16 protein-coding genes, 1 tRNA gene and 3 pseudogenes are annotated in these 15,440 nt (G+C 59.0%); 8 read left to right on the top strand and 12 right to left on the bottom strand.

Going from position 1 to position 15,440, the window contains the following annotated elements:
* Positions 1–258: 258 nt before the first annotated feature.
* Positions 259–912, bottom strand: a complete 654-nt coding sequence (chpT, locus tag Q3C01_RS43550) for a histidine phosphotransferase ChpT (RefSeq protein ID WP_458151486.1) — start codon at positions 910–912, stop codon at positions 259–261.
* Between the two features lie 171 nt (positions 913–1,083).
* Here chpT and Q3C01_RS43545 point away from each other — a divergent pair, with 171 nt between their 5' ends.
* Positions 1,084–1,917 (top strand): 3'(2'),5'-bisphosphate nucleotidase CysQ family protein, encoded by an 834-nt coding sequence (locus tag Q3C01_RS43545; protein WP_458151485.1) that lies wholly within the window; start codon positions 1,084–1,086, stop codon positions 1,915–1,917.
* On the opposite strand, the gene Q3C01_RS43540 is transcribed toward Q3C01_RS43545, so the two are convergent.
* Positions 1,907–2,392, bottom strand: coding sequence for a YHS domain-containing (seleno)protein (locus tag Q3C01_RS43540; RefSeq protein WP_458151483.1), 486 nt, complete (start codon positions 2,390–2,392; stop codon positions 1,907–1,909). The two genes, Q3C01_RS43545 and Q3C01_RS43540, sit on opposite strands and share 11 nt — an antisense overlap.
* 138 nt (positions 2,393–2,530) lie before the next feature.
* Here Q3C01_RS43540 and Q3C01_RS43535 point away from each other — a divergent pair, with 138 nt between their 5' ends.
* The 3 genes from Q3C01_RS43535 (at position 2,531) to Q3C01_RS43525 (ending at position 4,970) form a co-directional block, all read left to right on the top strand.
* The gene (locus tag Q3C01_RS43535; RefSeq protein WP_254103653.1) at positions 2,531–3,136 is read left to right on the top strand and encodes a DUF1134 domain-containing protein; all 606 of its coding nucleotides are present in this window, start codon (positions 2,531–2,533) and stop codon (positions 3,134–3,136) included.
* 308 nt (positions 3,137–3,444) lie between these two features.
* Complete coding sequence (locus Q3C01_RS43530) at positions 3,445–4,743, top strand: coiled-coil domain-containing protein (RefSeq protein WP_458151482.1); 1,299 nt, start codon at positions 3,445–3,447, stop codon at positions 4,741–4,743.
* A 152-nt stretch (positions 4,744–4,895) separates the two neighbouring features.
* Positions 4,896–4,970: transfer RNA gene (locus Q3C01_RS43525), tRNA-Val, on the top strand.
* A gap of 420 nt (positions 4,971–5,390) precedes the next feature.
* Here Q3C01_RS43525 and Q3C01_RS43520 read toward each other — a convergent pair.
* The 8 genes and pseudogenes from Q3C01_RS43520 to Q3C01_RS43485 form a co-directional block, all read right to left on the bottom strand.
* Positions 5,391–5,624 carry a hypothetical protein gene (locus Q3C01_RS43520; RefSeq protein WP_458151481.1) on the bottom strand — a complete coding sequence of 78 codons (234 nt, stop codon included), beginning with the start codon at positions 5,622–5,624 and terminating at the stop codon, positions 5,391–5,393.
* 70 nt (positions 5,625–5,694) lie between these two features.
* Positions 5,695–6,192, bottom strand: a complete 498-nt coding sequence (gene greA / locus Q3C01_RS43515) for a transcription elongation factor GreA (protein WP_458151480.1) — start codon at positions 6,190–6,192, stop codon at positions 5,695–5,697.
* A 511-nt stretch (positions 6,193–6,703) separates the two neighbouring features.
* The gene (locus tag Q3C01_RS43510) at positions 6,704–7,219 is read right to left on the bottom strand and encodes a hypothetical protein (protein WP_458151479.1); all 516 of its coding nucleotides are present in this window, start codon (positions 7,217–7,219) and stop codon (positions 6,704–6,706) included.
* Between the two features lie 82 nt (positions 7,220–7,301).
* Positions 7,302–7,707 (bottom strand): annotated as a pseudogene (locus Q3C01_RS43505) (Hsp20/alpha crystallin family protein).
* Between the two features lie 171 nt (positions 7,708–7,878).
* Positions 7,879–8,328: pseudogene (locus tag Q3C01_RS43500) on the bottom strand (Hsp20 family protein).
* Between the two features lie 566 nt (positions 8,329–8,894).
* Positions 8,895–9,137, bottom strand: a complete 243-nt coding sequence (locus Q3C01_RS43495; protein WP_458151478.1) for a hypothetical protein — start codon at positions 9,135–9,137, stop codon at positions 8,895–8,897.
* Positions 9,138–9,453: 316 nt separating this feature from the next.
* Positions 9,454–9,642 (bottom strand): hypothetical protein, encoded by a 189-nt coding sequence (locus Q3C01_RS43490; RefSeq protein WP_458151477.1) that lies wholly within the window; start codon positions 9,640–9,642, stop codon positions 9,454–9,456.
* Positions 9,639–9,803: a hypothetical protein gene (locus Q3C01_RS43485; protein ID WP_458151476.1), complete on the bottom strand. Its 165-nt coding sequence runs from the start codon at positions 9,801–9,803 to the stop codon at positions 9,639–9,641. Before Q3C01_RS43485 ends, Q3C01_RS43490 begins: the two co-directional genes overlap by 4 nt.
* Before the next feature lie 395 nt (positions 9,804–10,198).
* Here Q3C01_RS43485 and Q3C01_RS43480 point away from each other — a divergent pair, with 395 nt between their 5' ends.
* Complete coding sequence (locus Q3C01_RS43480) at positions 10,199–10,444, top strand: hypothetical protein (RefSeq protein ID WP_458151475.1); 246 nt, start codon at positions 10,199–10,201, stop codon at positions 10,442–10,444.
* 733 nt (positions 10,445–11,177) lie between these two features.
* On the opposite strand, the gene Q3C01_RS43475 is transcribed toward Q3C01_RS43480, so the two are convergent.
* Positions 11,178–11,372: a hypothetical protein gene (locus tag Q3C01_RS43475; RefSeq protein WP_458151474.1), complete on the bottom strand. Its 195-nt coding sequence runs from the start codon at positions 11,370–11,372 to the stop codon at positions 11,178–11,180.
* A 665-nt stretch (positions 11,373–12,037) separates the two neighbouring features.
* On the opposite strand from Q3C01_RS43475, the gene hemN reads away from it, so the two are divergent.
* Together hemN and Q3C01_RS43465 are read left to right on the top strand one after the other, a co-directional pair.
* Entirely contained in the window at positions 12,038–13,372 is a 1,335-nt protein-coding gene (gene hemN / locus Q3C01_RS43470; protein ID WP_458151473.1) for an oxygen-independent coproporphyrinogen III oxidase, read from the top strand.
* Positions 13,373–13,951: 579 nt separating this feature from the next.
* Positions 13,952–14,146 (top strand): annotated as a pseudogene (locus Q3C01_RS43465) (cold-shock protein).
* Positions 14,147–14,383: 237 nt separating this feature from the next.
* Here Q3C01_RS43465 and Q3C01_RS43460 read toward each other — a convergent pair.
* Entirely contained in the window at positions 14,384–14,815 is a 432-nt protein-coding gene (locus Q3C01_RS43460) for an NlpC/P60 family protein (protein ID WP_458151472.1), read from the bottom strand.
* 269 nt (positions 14,816–15,084) lie between these two features.
* On the opposite strand from Q3C01_RS43460, the gene Q3C01_RS43455 reads away from it, so the two are divergent.
* The gene (locus tag Q3C01_RS43455) at positions 15,085–15,351 is read left to right on the top strand and encodes a hypothetical protein (protein WP_458151471.1); all 267 of its coding nucleotides are present in this window, start codon (positions 15,085–15,087) and stop codon (positions 15,349–15,351) included.
* Positions 15,352–15,440: the final 89 nt, after the last annotated feature.

Genomic DNA, 15,440 nt, shown 5'->3' with positions numbered 1-15,440 from the left:
TCACCAGCTGATTGTCGACGGTGTCCAGGCTCTCACTGGTCTCCGTCAAAAACTCCCGCAACAGATCATCCATGGAAACAGGCCTTCATAAGGGAGAGCGCACATGTGCGCCTTTCAGAATGGGGCCAGCTTCTCCGCAAAGCGTTTAATATTGGTTGAGTAAGTGCAAAAGAACGGAACCAACAAAGAGATAAGGCGCTTCGAAGGTTTCGAAGCGCCCCGTAAAGCTTTGATTAACGAGTGCCGTGCGGTTGCCGTTTACGAAGCCGTAACGGTTATCGCCTCGCCCTCCGGCGCGAGCTTCACGGTAAGCCCGCAGGCCTGCGCCAGCAGGCGCGTATAATAGGGCTGGATCGCATGCGCGTCCGCGGCGGGTCCGCGCTCGCCGCTCAAGAGCTCGGCGATGTTCTGCGGCAGGCGCGCATTGTGTCCGGTGGCGGTGACGCGAAAGCTCATGGTCTCGCCTTCGCCGATCGGATCGACCTTCAGCATGCCGCCGCGCGGGATCGTATGCTGCGCGATCACGAGCATGTTGAGCAGCAGCTTGACGCGGTTCTTCGGCAACAAGAGCCGCGGCAGATTCCAGGTGATGGTACACTTGCCGTCCTCGATGTGGCCGCGCGCCATGTTTTGCGCGTCACCGAGATCGATCTGCGCGCCGGACGATCCCGCCGCGCCGAAGGCGAGCCGGCAGAATTGCAGCCGCGCCGATGCCGTCTTGGCGCTCTTACGGATCAGGTCCAGCGCGAATTCACGATCTTCGGGCTTGGGATCGTCATCGAGGACCTCGAGGCCGTTGACGATGGCGCCGACAGGGCTGATGAGGTCGTGACAGACCCGCGAGCACAGAAGCGCCGCGAGTTCGAGCATATCGGGAGCAGTAGCGGTACCGGGTGACGAGATGCCAGACATCGATGGTTCCTGGAATTGCACGGCCAAAAGGCGGCGAATCACGCGTGCCCTGAAATTGGCCCGGGTTCTAACATCCGTACCCCCGTTGCAGCTAGCGCTTGCGATAGGCTCGAAGCGGCCATAAGGGACACGAATCAACTTGAGGCGAAAGAGGTTGCCGATGAATGAGGCATGCTGGTGAAGGGGCGCATTGATGGGGCGACCGCCCTTGGCCTGATGGAGCCGTTGACCGCGCTGGTGCTGAAGGCGGGCGAAGCGATCCTCGCCGTCAATCGGGCCGCAATGCGGATCGACGGCAAGCAGGACGGCTCGCCGGTCACCGAAGCGGACCTCGCCGCCGACCGCATCATCGGCGAGGGGCTTTTGCAGCTCGCGCCAGAAGTGCCGACGCTGTCGGAGGAGCGGGCCCAGCTGGCGACGCCGCCATTTCATGGCAGTTTCTTCCTGGTCGATCCGCTCGACGGCACCAAGGAGTTCGTCGCCGGCCGCGACGAGTTCACCGTCAATCTCGCCATCATCACCGATGGCGTGCCGCTGCTCGGCATCGTCAGCGCGCCCGCACTCGGCCTGCTCTGGCGCGGCATCGTCGGGCACGGCGCGGAGCGCGTGACGTTTGATGGTGCTATCATCGGAGCTACCGAACCGATCCGCACCCGAAAGCTGCCGAAGCCGGGCCAGCCCTGGGTTGCCACGGTCAGCCGCTCGCATTGTGATGCACTGAGCGAAGCCTTCATTGCCGGCCGGCCCGGCGCGGTCAGGCAGACCGCAGGCTCGGCCGTCAAATTCGGCCGCATCGCCGAAGGCAGCGCGGACATCTACCCCCGCCTCGGCCCGACCTCCGAATGGGACGTCGGGGCCGGCTGTGCCGTGGTCACCGCCGCAGGCGGCAAGGTCACCGACGGCAAGGGCGCCGAGATTCGGTTCGGCGAGAGACATGAAAGCTTCATCGTCCCGGAGTTCATCGCCTGGGGCGACCCGCAAGGCGCGTTCGGCCCTACTGGCTGAGCTGCTCCTGGAGCGCGGGCCAGCGCTTGCCGACTTCGTAGAGGAAACGCTCGGGATCGGCAGCAAAGGCGTCGCGACTGTCCTCCCGGCTGAACAGATAGAGCCGCTGGGCGGAGATCACGAAGAAGCGGGGGTTGCCGGCGATGACGACACCGCGGGCGATATCGGTGGGGTCATAGCCGCCGAACTGCGGTCCATAGACCTCGGGATGGGCCAGGAACTCCGCCCGGTTGCCCTCGTTGCGGAACCGCCAGACTGCGCCCCACAGGCTTGCCTCGAACTCGGCCGTACCAAGGGCGGGCCCGCCATCAACAAAATAGGCAACGGGGTCGAATCCCTCGATGGCCACCCCGGAAAAGCGGTTGACCACGATCCGCTCGGTGGTGGCGGCCTCGACGGCCGGGCCGTAAAAGGTGAGCCAAAAGCCGGCCAATAGGGCGATCCAGGGGCCGATCAAGGCAATTCCGGGGCGCAAAGGGCTTTCTTCCTGCCGTGGTGCCGTCATAGTTGCTGCGGATAACATCCGAGTCGAGGGGACATTCGGCGCAACCTAGCCCTCGCCTGTTGGCGTCAGGTTAAGGGTGCGACCGGATTCGATACCAGGGGTTCTTTTATGACTTTCGCATCACGCCTCGCCGCGGTCGCACTCGCCGCGCTGGTGGGCTGGATCGTGCCGGCCTCCGCGCAGCAGGCCCCGCCGCCCAACCTGCCGCCGCCGCAGCGGACCCCTACGCCGAACACCTATGGGCCGGACGAGCTCGTCGGCGCCGGCCATCGTTTCTTCGGCAACGTCTCGCGCGGACTCGCCTCGATCATCGAGAAGGCGGTCAGCCAATGGGGCCTGCCGAACGGCTACATCCTCGGCGAGGAAGGTTCCGGCGCCTTCGTCGCGGGCCTGCGCTATGGCGAAGGCACGCTCTACACCAAGAACGCCGGGGACTTGCGGGTCTTCTGGCAGGGACCCTCGCTCGGCTTCGACTGGGGCGGCGACGGCGCGCGCACCATGACGCTGGTCTACAACTTGCCCGCCACCAACGCGATCTACCAGCGCTTCGCCGGCATCGACGGCTCCGCCTACATCATCGGCGGCTTCGGCATGACGGCGCTGACCGCCAACAACATCGTGCTGGTGCCGATCCGGTCCGGCATCGGCCTGCGACTCGGGGCTAATATCGGCTATCTGAAATATACGCCGCGCGCGACCTGGAACCCGTTCTAGCGAGCCTCAACTGGGGCCTTCGACAAAAATGTCGAAAACAACCCCATGCAAAGTAGCCGGTGACCGCCGGCGCGACGCCTTGCGCATCGTGCGGAACCGTCGGGCAAATCAGCTGCATCACTGTATCGTCGCGGCACGCGGGATGGATGGAGCCGTTGCGAGCCAGCGGGGGGAGCCATCGCGTCCCGAGGCACACCTTCTTTTTCGGTTACAGATTCACGTTAACGACGGGCCGGGGCTGGCTTTTTGCCGGCGCGCCATGGCATGGTCTTTGGTAAATTTTTCCTTGTTTCTGGGAGTTCTGGCCCATGGTCGAACCGATCATGTACCTTGCGATCGGTTTCCTGCTTTCGATGCTGTGCGGGCTCGCGATCGTGCCGCTGGTGCATAACCGCGCGGTGCGCCTGACCACGCGCCGGCTCGAGGCGGCAACGCCGCTGTCGATGGCGGAGATCCAGGCCGACAAGGACCAGCTCCGCGCCGAATTCGCCATGTCCGCGCGACGCTTGGAAATGAGCGTCGATCAGCTCAAGAGCAAGACCACGAGTCAGCTTGCCGAGCTCGGCAAGAAGAGCGACGCCATCAACCGCATGAAGATCGAGCTCGGGGAGAAGAACGCCACGATCTTCGCGCTCGAGGCGCGCGAGAAGGCGGTGAAGGAGCAGCTCCGCGCCACCGAGGAGGAGTTCAGCGCCAAGACCGAAAGCTTGCGCACCGCCGAACAGGCGCTGACCGACAAGCAGGGCGAGCTCGCCAAGATCAATCATGAGCTCTCCGACCGTTCGATGATGGCGGAGAGCCGCCAGGTCGAGCTGGTCGCGGTGCGTACGCAGATCGAGCAACTGAAAAATCGTGTCGGCGACGCCGAGAAGGAGTTTGCCTCGACCCAGGCGCGGCTGACGCAGGAGCGCTCGGAATCCGAGACCGCCTCGCGCGAGCTGCAGGACGCCCGCGGGCGCGTGGAGAATTTGAGCCAACGCGTCACCGAGCTCGACCGCCAGCTCATCGTGCAGGTCAAGGAGGCCGAGATGCTGTCCGGCCGCGTCACCGATCTCGAAGGCCGGCTCGCGACGCAAGGCAAGCTGCTCGCCGAGCGCGAGTACGAGAACAACCAGCTCCGACAGGGGCAGGAGACGTCCGAGCGCACCATCAAGGATTTGCGCACCGAGATCGCGGGCCTCAGCGCCGGCAACAAGTCGCCGGCGCTGGAGGCGCTGCGCAGCGAGAAGGCTGCGCTCGAGGAGCAGCTCAAGGCCGCGCGCGACGAGCGTGCAAAACTTCAGCGCGACATCAACGCGATCCAGCAGCAGGCCGAGAGCTCCTGGGCGACCGAGCGCATGGAGAACGCGCTGCTGCGCGAACGCATCAACGACATCGCCGCCGAGGTGGCCAAGCTCGCGATACAGCTCGAAGGCCCGAACTCGCCGATCGAGGCGCTGCTCGCGACCGAAGCAGGCCAGGCGCCCAAGCCCGCCCCTCACCCGGCCAATGGCGCCACGACGAACGGTGTGGCCGCGACCAGCCTGCCCGAAGGCGGCGGCACGCTCGCCGAGCGCATCCGCGCACTCCAGGCCCACGCCTCCCGCGCCCGCCAGCAGGGCGCATAGGCCACCAAAACGCGATTTCGCAGGGATTTGCGAGGTCTACGGATCATTTTCCGGCTTGGTGCCGCTCAAAACTTGACACCGTTGGCCCGCACTTCTAAATCGCGGGCTCTGACGTGCCGGTCGGCCAACCGCCTGACCGGCACAATGGTCCCGGGCGCATAGCTCAGCGGGAGAGCGTTCCCTTCACACGGGAGAGGTCCAAGGTTCGATCCCTTGTGCGCCCACCAGAAACGCAACAAAATCAACAATTTGCCTTGCCGTCTCCCATCGTCTGTGCCCCGGAAATCTCGGGGTACAGCCGGGGCACAGACGTCCGCTGATGGCTGATTTGATCGCCCGCTTTCTGCCATCGGCCCCGCGCGAACGAATGCGACCGGTGCAGTTGCTATTGAACCCGGTCGACTCGAAATCGCTTCCTCGCAAAGGCTGCGGGCCGCGCCAGCGACCGAGGGCCTCGCCGATCGCCGAAAAGGCCCCCTCTTCGTCTCGGAGCCGGCGGACTGGAGCAGGACGTACGCTAAGTACCGCCCTTTTTGTACCGACGCCAAAGGTTGCTAGGCAGGCAACAAACCCGCCACACAACTTCAACACGTCTCCCGAGACGAGGAGGTGCCCGCCTCCCAGACCCAAGCCAACCGGCGGGCACCCTACGCCGTTGAGGTCAGTCGCTTGACCTGATCAGCCGCGGCGCGTCGCGCCGCGATTGCCATCCAGTCGCGCAGCAGTCCCCTGTCCTCCTTCGAAAATGAGGCTCGCCGCTTAAAGTCTTCAAGCGTCTCACCGGGATGGCATCGCTCGAAGTCTTCACGGATCAACGATTCGAGGTAGTTCCGTTCTTCCTCACTGGCTGGGCGCTGATTGTAGTGAGCGCTAGTCGGCATGGTGGCCTTCCTAATTTGCCTACAGCGAGTCGCATAAGCATCGTTAGATGGAGCTTTGCCATCACACCAGTTATCGCTTCTTTCGCTTGTCCTCGAACCACTCCACCTTCCGGACAGTGTAAGCCTTCGCGCCACCCGGGGCTTCAACGAGCACCGTTGTGCCTTTGGTCTTGCCGATCAGGGCCCTAGCGAGCGGCGAAGACACCGAAATCCGGCCCTCCTTCGCTTCGGCCTCGGGCTCACCGACAATCTGCCAGATCCGCTTCTCACCGGTGTCGTCATCAATCAGCGTCACTGTGGCGCCAAACTTTATCGTATCGCCGCAAAGCTTCGATACGTCGACGATTTCGGCGCGCGCGAGCTTGCCTTCCAAGTCGGCGATTCGAGTCTCACTAAGTTCTTGCTCCGCGAGCGCAGCCTGGTATTCCGAGTTTTCAATCAGGTTGGCCTCGTCGGAAATCGACTGCTGGATTCTCTGAACAAGGCAAGGTCTCGCGACTCGAATGCGGTGCCTCAACTCCTCTACGAGGGCAACATGACCCGCAGCGGTTACAGGAAGCCTTGTCATTGGACTTCACCGACTAATTCGGGAGACACCTGAATGCGGGATCGACCAACGCTCTCCCAAATGCGCCAATCATTGTCGCCGCTTCATGGTCTCCGCGATCTTCGAGGACGCGATAGAGCATTTGTACTCTTTCTTGAAAGGCGGCCAACAGAGATGGATCGCGTTCGCACAAGACATCGGCCACACAAAGAGCAAGCGCTTCCGTACCCATCTTGACCTGAGCTAACGAGCCTGCAGTCATACCCAATTCCTCCTGGCGTGGTTTATAGTTTCCCTGAACTGCTTCAGAGCTTCAACGCTAAAGGGAACGTAGACGCTAACAGCAATTCGAAGGTTTCTCCGTTGTTCAAGTAACCGTTTCTCAATGATTGCTCGCTCAGCATCGGGCAGATCGGCTTGTGGCAGCTTGCGAGAACGCCAAACGTAGTTTCGCACTGATCTGATCTCACTGAGGCTTTCAGCGATCGCAGACATCCCCGATCAACGGTTCGAGTTGGCCCTTGACGACTAGTCAAGCCTGCAACTCTTCAGCTAACCGTCGCTGTATGAACTTGCGTTCAATATCGGTTAGCTGTGTGTTGAGAAGCTTGCGATATCGCCTCACATTCGCCTCGCGCGTCCATCGCAGATGACCGTGCGGGCGTGAAGGTTGAGTCGATCGATACGGTATCGTGGCCGCCCGCCCCTCGATGGAAGGCTGCGGCTTGTCGAAACAGCCGCAATCGAGCCTATTGAAACGAGGCACCCGCATGGCCATCCCACCACGAGGCGACGGATCATTCTCGTCGTCCAATTCCTTCAGTGCCGCGAGGATATCGTCCAAACGTAGTCTGTGTGGGATACCGGGGATTTCACGAAGCGCTGGGTGAGATTCGACGACGTACATATCCGACGCCCAGGACGAGAGGATCACTCGCTTCTCGTCTGTCGAAAGTTCGGTATCGTTCAATACGCTGTCCGGGGAATCGTAGTGGAATACGGGACGGAAGGAATCAGCACATTTGGCAATACGATCAGCCTCGCTCATTTCTTGTCTCCATTTGCTCCTTTCGTCGAGGGACGAGTTGCTATGGGTTTGGGGCGGCGGCGAGACGCCGCCGCCTTCGGCGTCAGTTAGTGTTGATAGCTATGCGTTTGACGTTGCGATTTGACTGCTCCGATTTCGGGATCGTCACAGTTAGGACCCCATTCTTGAAATCTGCTTGGGCCTTGTCTTCTTCAACGCCCTCCAGGGGTATCTGACGTTGGAACGATCCGTAATAGCGCTCGCTGAGGAATTTCGATTCGTCGCTTCGCTCGGCCTTCTTCTCGCCGCGGATCGAAAGAACGCCATTGGCGATTTCAACCTGAACGTCCTTTTCGCTGAGACCCGGCAGTTCAGCGGAAACAGTCACAACCTTATCGGTTTTCGCTGAGTTCGAGCCGGGGCCAGCCGAACTGGCCTTCCATCAGCGGATTGGCCAATCGTCCGAACGAACCGACTCCGCGAAAGACGTCGTCGAACAGCCGGTTCATCTCGCGATGAAGCGTGAAGAACGGATCGAAAGCCTCCTGCCCGGTCGAGAGCTGCTGGCCTTTCGTCCCTGGAATAAGGTCACGAAACACCCATGATATCCTCCTTGACATGAAGCCTATTGACGCGTCGCGGTTGCTGCCCACGCGTGACACGATCAGGCAAGACGCTGCTCAGGCCGCCTTCTGCATGATTTGCCCGGCTGGAGCGCCACCGTCGATTGCGATGCGCCGGGGCTTCATGGCTTCGGGGATTTCGCGCACGAGTTCGACCCGCAGCAGACCGTTGTCGAACGTCGCGGTCTTCACCTGCACGTAATCGGCAAGGTTGAACTGCCGCTTGAACGGTCGCGCCTAGATACCCTGGTAGAGGTATTCATGCTGGTCCTTATCGCTCTTGCGGCCTTCCACCGTGAGCACGTTCTGCTCGGCGGTCACGGCGATTTCATCCGGGCTGAAACCAGCCAGCGCCAAGGAGATCTGGTAGCGATCTTCGCCAAGCCGCTCGATGTTGTAGGGCGGGTAGGTATCCTCGGTTCTGTGCTGGGTTTCGTCGAGGAGATCGAAAAGGCGGTCGAAGCCGATGGGCGAACGCCACAGGGGAGCAAAATCGTAAGTCCTCATAGCCAAGTCCTCCTAAGAGCAAGATGGTACGAAGGAGCGCAAGACGTCGGTTCAGGACCCTGTCTGGCGCCCTGTTCAGTCCGCCGGTCCCAAAGCTGGCGTCCGGCACCGCCCGCGAGCGGCAAAAAACGAATTAGAAAAACCGGGGTCCATTTCAAGAGCTCCGCAAAATTTTTTTGCGGAATCTGCCACAGTTAGTTTGGGTTGCCGCTCATGAAGCAAGGCCCTGCAGCCGTGCTTCGGCCTCGCTGACGACACGCGTTAGCTGCGGTGGTCTACATTGCCCCCTAAGCCGGGGGATCGGCATCCAAAATTGACCACCTATAGGTTGAGTGATACTTTTTTGACACGCGGGACGGCGCCTCCGAAGTTGAACGCCAGTTTCGGTGAATTCGATTCCGGCGTTGCTGAGCTCATTCATCACGACGAACAACGTTTGCCGCCTTCAAGATCGGCTGGCGTGTTGCGGTGCATTTTGCAGCCTAGCGCTAGATAAGCTTGTTACCACCCAAGCAATGCACGGGCCGCTTTTCGGCTTGACTATCGTCGAACAATCCCGTTCTAGCTCACTCGCGGCGATCCTTCTCGACTTTGTTCGCAGTCGCGAGTTTGTCACGGACATAGTCCGTCAAGCCACCGACCTCTTTCTCCATAGCCTTTTGGGAAATGCCTTGCCCCTTCGCCCCTTCGATAAGACGAACGACTAATTCGCTCACGTCCTGCGAAGAGCCGGGAGTCCCGTACTGCTCAGCGGCGTGAATGCTGTTCTCGACCCAAAAATCAATGTACTCGCGCGCTTTCGTTTGCATTTGCCGACCCCTGCTGAAGCAGAGTTAGCCGCACAACAGCTGCCCGGCAAATGGATTCCTAGTTCCTTAGTGAGCAGCGCGTCATTGCGCGCCACGATTTTAGGATCGGACCGAGAAATCAGTGTGAAGCAATTAACGTCGGCTCAAAAAAGCCGCGCCGATCCGTGCCGTGACCGCAATTATTGGTTTCGAGCAGAGCGCGAGAAGACGCCTCTTGCTCAATGTCTGCTCGAAATCACATAGGTAAGGACGTAGGTGTAGCGGCGATCATCGCACCACCCTATAAGCCTTCGCCTGCCTCTTCCGCCGTTCGGCCTTATTCCCGTGATTCAACGCGCGATTGAATCCGATGCGGGCAAAACATTGTCGGGCCGGCCTTCTCAGCAACAAGCATCAGCGCTTCAATCGCTGCCAACCATTCCGGCGCGTCGTGTTCGCGCTTAGGTAATTGCGTGCCGTTGGGCAATGCCATGGGATCGTCAAACGGACGCTTCCAGCCGCTCACGGCTCGTCGTTCTTATCTCGCGCCAGCTTCGGTTCTAGTTCGCCGATTTGCTCTACCATCCACTCCACGATCTGTTCGCAATCGGACGGCGCCAGCGAATGTACGCCGCGTGCCAGTAGCTCAGCTTCGATAATCCTTGCCATAACGGCTTTGATATTCATTCGAAAAAGCTCATGAAAAATACAACGACCGGTACTCCGTAGTACTACTGAGTCGGAGGCATGGAGGCTATTCGCTTACAAGGAACGCACCGATAGACCACAACAGCCTCACGATTACCGACCGGCGGCAGTTTGCCAACGCGAGTCATCTCGCGCTCGCACTTCTCGCAGATTGGTCGTTGCTCGCCGCTTCGCATAGCTGAGCGCTACCCGATCTGCCGAGCCCAAGCACTTGGGATATTTACGGGGCTGACTAACAAACGTAGTCGGGCCAATCGAGCGGTTCGACCGATCCTAGTCGAACGCTACCCCCATGCGATTTTCTTTCGGCCAGACACGTGGCAGGACAACTCCAAGCCGTCCTCCGGCATGACCAAAATGAACTTGTCTGGGACGTGAACGACGCCGACGTGCAGTTGGGCGAGAAGATCGCATGCAAGAAGCAATTCCGCGCGCTCGTAAGTGATGAGCTAAACGTTACGCCACTCGATGCCGACGTGGTTACCTCATCGCTTGATAACAGCGCGCACGATGAGGCTGAGCAAGAATTGCCAAAGAATGTGAAGCCCGTTGCTGCGAAGGCCCAACTGCGCGCGAGACAGGACGGGACAATGAAGGGTGTGGATGGGAAGACAAGCTGAAGAAGATGAACAGCTTCGTATTGCGTCGATTCACGATCGTGACGCGACTGGAAGGACCAGGATTCGTTGTTCGGCGGTTCGCGAGAGCGGGAGCTGTTCAAATCGCAGGATCGTCTACCTGCGCGATATCGAAAGGCTCGTACTCAGTGGTATGTTTTCGGCGGGGAGGTCTTTCCGCAGGCCCACCATAATAGTGGTTCATGCGTGGTAGCGGGGGGCGATTCATGCGTTTCCCCTCCCCTTCAAACTCTTCATCGTCATCCGGAGGGAAAACGAAAAGCCGCCTGAGGGCGCAACCCTATCTTCGGTCACGAAGAAAACCCCTACTCCTTATTGAAGAGCGACACTTCCGTTTCAGCCGGTCAGGCCTGGCGCGCGACTAACAAGCCCCAGTCCGCCAAAGTCGTCGTTTGTTCAAGATCTTTAGGAATGCAGGTGAAATTGCGGGCGAGTGTCATGCGAACTCGGTGCTATTTCTAAATGGAGACTCATCTTGGCGCCAATAGCACTCGCTTCGGCCTCATTTCCTTTCACTTAGGCAGCGATCAAGTCACGCGCCAAATCGAACAAGGAAGTAAGAAATCTGGCACGGGTTGTCGGATTGACGACGAGGCATCTCTGAGCTGCGGACACGAGATCCACTCCCACCCTCCCATTTCCTTAATCCAGCTCACTGGCACGGTTGTTGCCAACCGTTCGAGTGTCAAACTAACAGGACAACACAATGTTGCGATTATCCGCGGCAATACCGCTCGCGCTCCTGCTTCTCCAACCCGCGTTTGGTGAGCAAACCAACACTTTTACTCCACGCAATCTCGATGGCCGGACGATGACCGAGTTTGCTGGGAAATGGTCCAATGAGGATCGGAGCACCGGCATCGTTACACAGATATTTGTCGACCAGCAGTTCGACAAAGCCCTTGTTCATGCGTGGAGCAGATGTCGCCCCACCGACTGCGATTGGGGCATTGCGCGGACGCAGAGTTCCGAGGCCTACTATGGAAGCCTGGAAGTTAAATGGCATTCTAAGTACTCAGTGAGAAGCGCAAACTTGTCGCTCGTAAGACGTGATCGATTGCAAGTAAGAACGAAAGTTCACTTCACCGCCGACTCCGGCAGTTCGGATTATACTTTCGTTGACTACCTCATCCGAGTACCCGAGGAGGCCGACCGCAAGAGCGCGTACTCGCCAACTACCATCCTCAATAGCACAGGCTCAATATTTGGATCAAAATGAGCGGTGGATCGAGTAGCTCATGTCCCCCTGTTCGAAGAGGCTTGCTGCTTCGTGTCAGTTCGGCTCCGGCCCAACGGCGATAGCATCGAGGCACCTCTTTTAATGCTCAGTAAGCGGCAGTTAAGACCGGCGAAGGATTAGGGGCACCGGATCTTGGCGATTACACTGGCGCAAAGGCTGCTCAGGATGATTGACAATGAGACGTCGGTTAGTCGCTGGCGAGCACTCTTGCACCCAGTCAGTCAGAAGGGACCGCTTGGCAGCCCTTGGAAGACGATTTTTTGCGTCACCGCTTGTGTTGATTCTACAGCGATCGCGAACAAGACCATGCGCAGCCAGGCAAGGGACAGCAATCATTGCAGTCATCAACTCTAAAGAAATATTATGATGCGCAGTCGCCTTGGTATACGATCTATCCAACGGTCTCGCAGTTCTCTGCTGAGGTCGGGGCCGAGGCCTGTGAGAAATGGCTGAGGCGCCTGCCGTCACACGAGCCTGTGTCGCTCTATTTACACATTCCGTTCTGCCGCTCGATTTGCCGGTATTGTGGTTTTCCGAGCGCGATGACCCTGCGGGATAGGCCGATCCTCGATTATTTGGCGGTGCTGCGCGAAGAGATCCGTTTGGTCGCGGAGCAAGTGCCTAAAGAGCTACCGGTGAACGACGTACATTTCGGCGGCGGGACGCCGACCCTCATCAAGCCAGCGGAGTTCCTGGATCTGATAAGACTTTTACGTCTCCACTTCGCATTCAGGAGATCGGCAACTATCGCCATCGAGATTGATCCACGTGCATTCACAGCAGAAATGGCCGAAGCCTTAGGTGCCGCCGGAGTGAGCCGCGCGAGCTTAGGCGTGCAGAGTTTTGATCCTATTGTTCAAAATGCCATCAACCGGGTTCAGACCGAGGCGCAGACGGCGGCAGCAGTCGAAAATCTGCGCGAGCATGGAATAAGCCGCGTCAACTTCGATCTCCTCTACGGCCTTCCAAGGCAGACAGTGCAGTCCTGCGTACGGACTGCGGCATTGGCCGCGGCAATGCGTCCCGACCGGCTTGCGGTCTTCGGCTACGCGCACATTCCTTTGTTCAAGAAGAATCAGCGCCTCATCGATGAGACGGAATTACCAGATGACGGTATGCGCGCTGAACAGGCGGCGGCCGTGGCCGATACGCTGGTCGCCGCCGGCTATCGTCAGATTGGACTCGACCATTTCGCCCTGCCCGAGGACGAACTCGCGCTGGTGCAGAAAGCTGGCCGCCTCCGGCGGAACTCGTTGGGTTACTCAGCAGACACCTGTAGAACCCTGATCGGCTACGGGCCGTCGGCTATTGGGCGGTTGGGAGACGGCTACGTTCAGAACGAAGTTACCACGGATTCTTACAGCGGGCGGATCAGAGCCGGCCATCTAGCGACGTTGAAGGGCTGCTGTCTCACCCCAGAAGATCGCGTCCGAGGCGCCATAATCGAGCGGCTGATGTGCGATTTGGAGGCCGACGTGCCTGCAATCTGCGCCGCCCACGGATTCGATCCGATTCCGTTTCTTAATTCAACCGAACGCTTGGCGACGCTCGCCGAAGACGGGATCGTGGACATCGAAAATGGTTCGGTCCGCGTGAGGCAGGAGCGCCGCTTTCTGATTCGCGCCGTTGCTTCCGCGTTCGACGCTTATCCATACCGCCCACCCTGTTAGCGCCGCCAAGCAGCGTGAGCGGCCGACAAGGCTCGCCGCTCTTGGCTAACCGATGTTGCATCAGTGAATCGCGCGAGAGGGCGTGGCTACCAGCTCGATTGTTCCCGACGCCGAACAGTATTGAGGGCGGTGTCACGACGCAGCGTGTCGATGATCCTCCGCGAGGTTTCGAAAGGCATCGTCAATCCCCTTACCTTTCCCACGGTTCATCACTCGCGCTGGCGTTCGATGGCTACAGTATCTGATTTTCGATGAGAGTCGCGCATTATTCCTGCTGTTTCCGTGACGAACGTGCATTCTTGCAGCGTCACAGGAGCGTTCACGTTGCGAACCGACCAAGTTCACTCGAAATGGATAGGATCGTCAGCAATCGAATTCGTTTCGGTGCTCGAACGTTCGGTCAATAAAGCTCGATCCCAAGATTTGTCTGATCAGTCACGCCCACGTGCGCAAGCAGGGCGAACGTCTCTCTGTATCGGGCGGCAGGAGGATCGGGATGAGAAGTCTTAGCACTCGTCGCACTTGATGTCCGTCTCTGCCCTCGCCTAAGCTGACTGACTTCGATTTGGAGATACAGCAGTGGCAATCGGTACTGTGAAGTGGTTCAACCCGCCAAGGGATGTGGGTTTATCAAGCCGGACGCTGCGGGGCCCGACATCTTCGTGCACTTAAGTGCCATTGAAAGGGCTTGCCACGGAGGGCTCCCGAACTAGCTACGAGCCTCAGACTGGTCGTCCTGCGAAACTTTCCGCTGAAAGTCTCCGCGTTGGATAGGATGGTCGAAAGGACGTCATGGACCGAATTGATCTGCGGTGTATGGCTCTCGATCATCGAGGGGAAAAAGCTATCCGGCCTCAACGCATGCGTGGTGCCGCTGAGGCCGAGCCCTGTTCAGGAACTTGGTTAAAGCATCGATTTAGCACTTCAGGCGGCTCTGTCTTCGCAGTCAATTTTATGCCGCAAGTCTCAGGCGGAAGAAGCGGGGCTTCAACTTGCTTTCGCCACGCAAGTTTAGCGATCGGACGTGGATCGTAACGCTCGTTTCGCTCCAACGAGCACCCGATACTCCGGACAATGCGCAAACTGCGCAAGGGACCATAGAGCGGCCACGCCAACACTGCGGCTTAGATGGATCGCTCGGTCATTGCCAACGTAGACGGCGACATGAGCCCCCCAAGCGCCTTGGCTCTTGTTGAAGAGTAGGAGATCTAGCGGACGGTATTCGTTGACGGAGATCGTATATGCCGTATCCTCCCAAAGATTACTTGATCGCAGCTTCGGAACGTGTCGCCCGAAGTGCCGAAGCAGTTCGTAGGCGAAGTTCTGGCAGTTTGCCCCGCTTTCAATGTCTGGCAGAGTCAGAGAATTCGGATCGTGGGCCGTGTCGTAGCGTATCCGCCAAAATCGTTCTGGAATATCAGGGACGATATCGATGGTGCACATGCTCGTAGGCCGCCTTATGAAAGAATGGAGATTCTGCTACGTGACGTTCAATGCCGATTGACTTTGACTATCCGTTGACCCGCTGCTGCGCAATCCGAGAGCCGACCTTCAAGATGGAGGAAGGCTCGCAACTCGATAATTTGGAATCAATTTAGTTGAAACGACGACGCCTGCAGATCTGCACGTTCAAATTTAGGCATTTGTAATGCACAGATTGAATGCTCGGGACCGTAGATGCTACAATTTACCTGACGCAAGGATAGCTTAGAATGGCAGAACCGGAACGGCCGGTCCCATCACAATTGACAGGCGATCCTATGGACCGCGCAAAGCTGCTGGCGGAGAAGCTAGCGACGGTGCTTATGGATGAGGATGTTTCCGACGCAACCTTGGCAATTGCATTTTTGACGGGCGGAGTCGTTAATCACCACGCCCGCGACGCCGCCGAGGCTCATGAGCTTTTGGACAAGATCCGTCAGCTTGAAGACCGGCTGCTGACAAGGACGATGGAGGCTGGTCCGCATACGCTGCAATGAAGTTCGATGCGCGCGGCAATTTGGCGGGGCAATTTCACGAGCATGGGTGAGGCGCGCTCTCACTTATGCGCAAGCCGCGGCGCCGTTGT

The organism is Bradyrhizobium sp. UFLA05-109, from assembly GCF_054185165.1.
The sequence above is the reverse complement of the archived record's forward strand: the minus strand, read 5'-3'. Positions and strand labels throughout refer to the sequence as shown.

Coding starts and splice junctions, on each gene's coding strand:
- chpT (WP_458151486.1), bottom strand. CDS start 912: ATGTCTGGCATCTCGTCACCCGGTACCGCTACTGCTCCCGATATGCTC.
- Q3C01_RS43545 (WP_458151485.1), top strand. CDS start 1,084: ATGCTGGTGAAGGGGCGCATTGATGGGGCGACCGCCCTTGGCCTGATG.
- Q3C01_RS43535 (WP_254103653.1), top strand. CDS start 2,531: ATGACTTTCGCATCACGCCTCGCCGCGGTCGCACTCGCCGCGCTGGTG.
- Q3C01_RS43530 (WP_458151482.1), top strand. CDS start 3,445: ATGGTCGAACCGATCATGTACCTTGCGATCGGTTTCCTGCTTTCGATG.
- Q3C01_RS43520 (WP_458151481.1), bottom strand. CDS start 5,624: ATGCCGACTAGCGCTCACTACAATCAGCGCCCAGCCAGTGAGGAAGAA.
- greA (WP_458151480.1), bottom strand. CDS start 6,192: ATGACAAGGCTTCCTGTAACCGCTGCGGGTCATGTTGCCCTCGTAGAG.
- Q3C01_RS43510 (WP_458151479.1), bottom strand. CDS start 7,219: ATGAGCGAGGCTGATCGTATTGCCAAATGTGCTGATTCCTTCCGTCCC.
- Q3C01_RS43495 (WP_458151478.1), bottom strand. CDS start 9,137: ATGCAAACGAAAGCGCGCGAGTACATTGATTTTTGGGTCGAGAACAGC.
- Q3C01_RS43485 (WP_458151476.1), bottom strand. CDS start 9,803: ATGAATATCAAAGCCGTTATGGCAAGGATTATCGAAGCTGAGCTACTG.
- Q3C01_RS43475 (WP_458151474.1), bottom strand. CDS start 11,372: ATGAACAAGGGCTTTGTCGAACTGCTGGTCGACAAATATCTGTGTAAC.
- Q3C01_RS43460 (WP_458151472.1), bottom strand. CDS start 14,815: ATGTGCACCATCGATATCGTCCCTGATATTCCAGAACGATTTTGGCGG.
- Q3C01_RS43455 (WP_458151471.1), top strand. CDS start 15,085: ATGGCAGAACCGGAACGGCCGGTCCCATCACAATTGACAGGCGATCCT.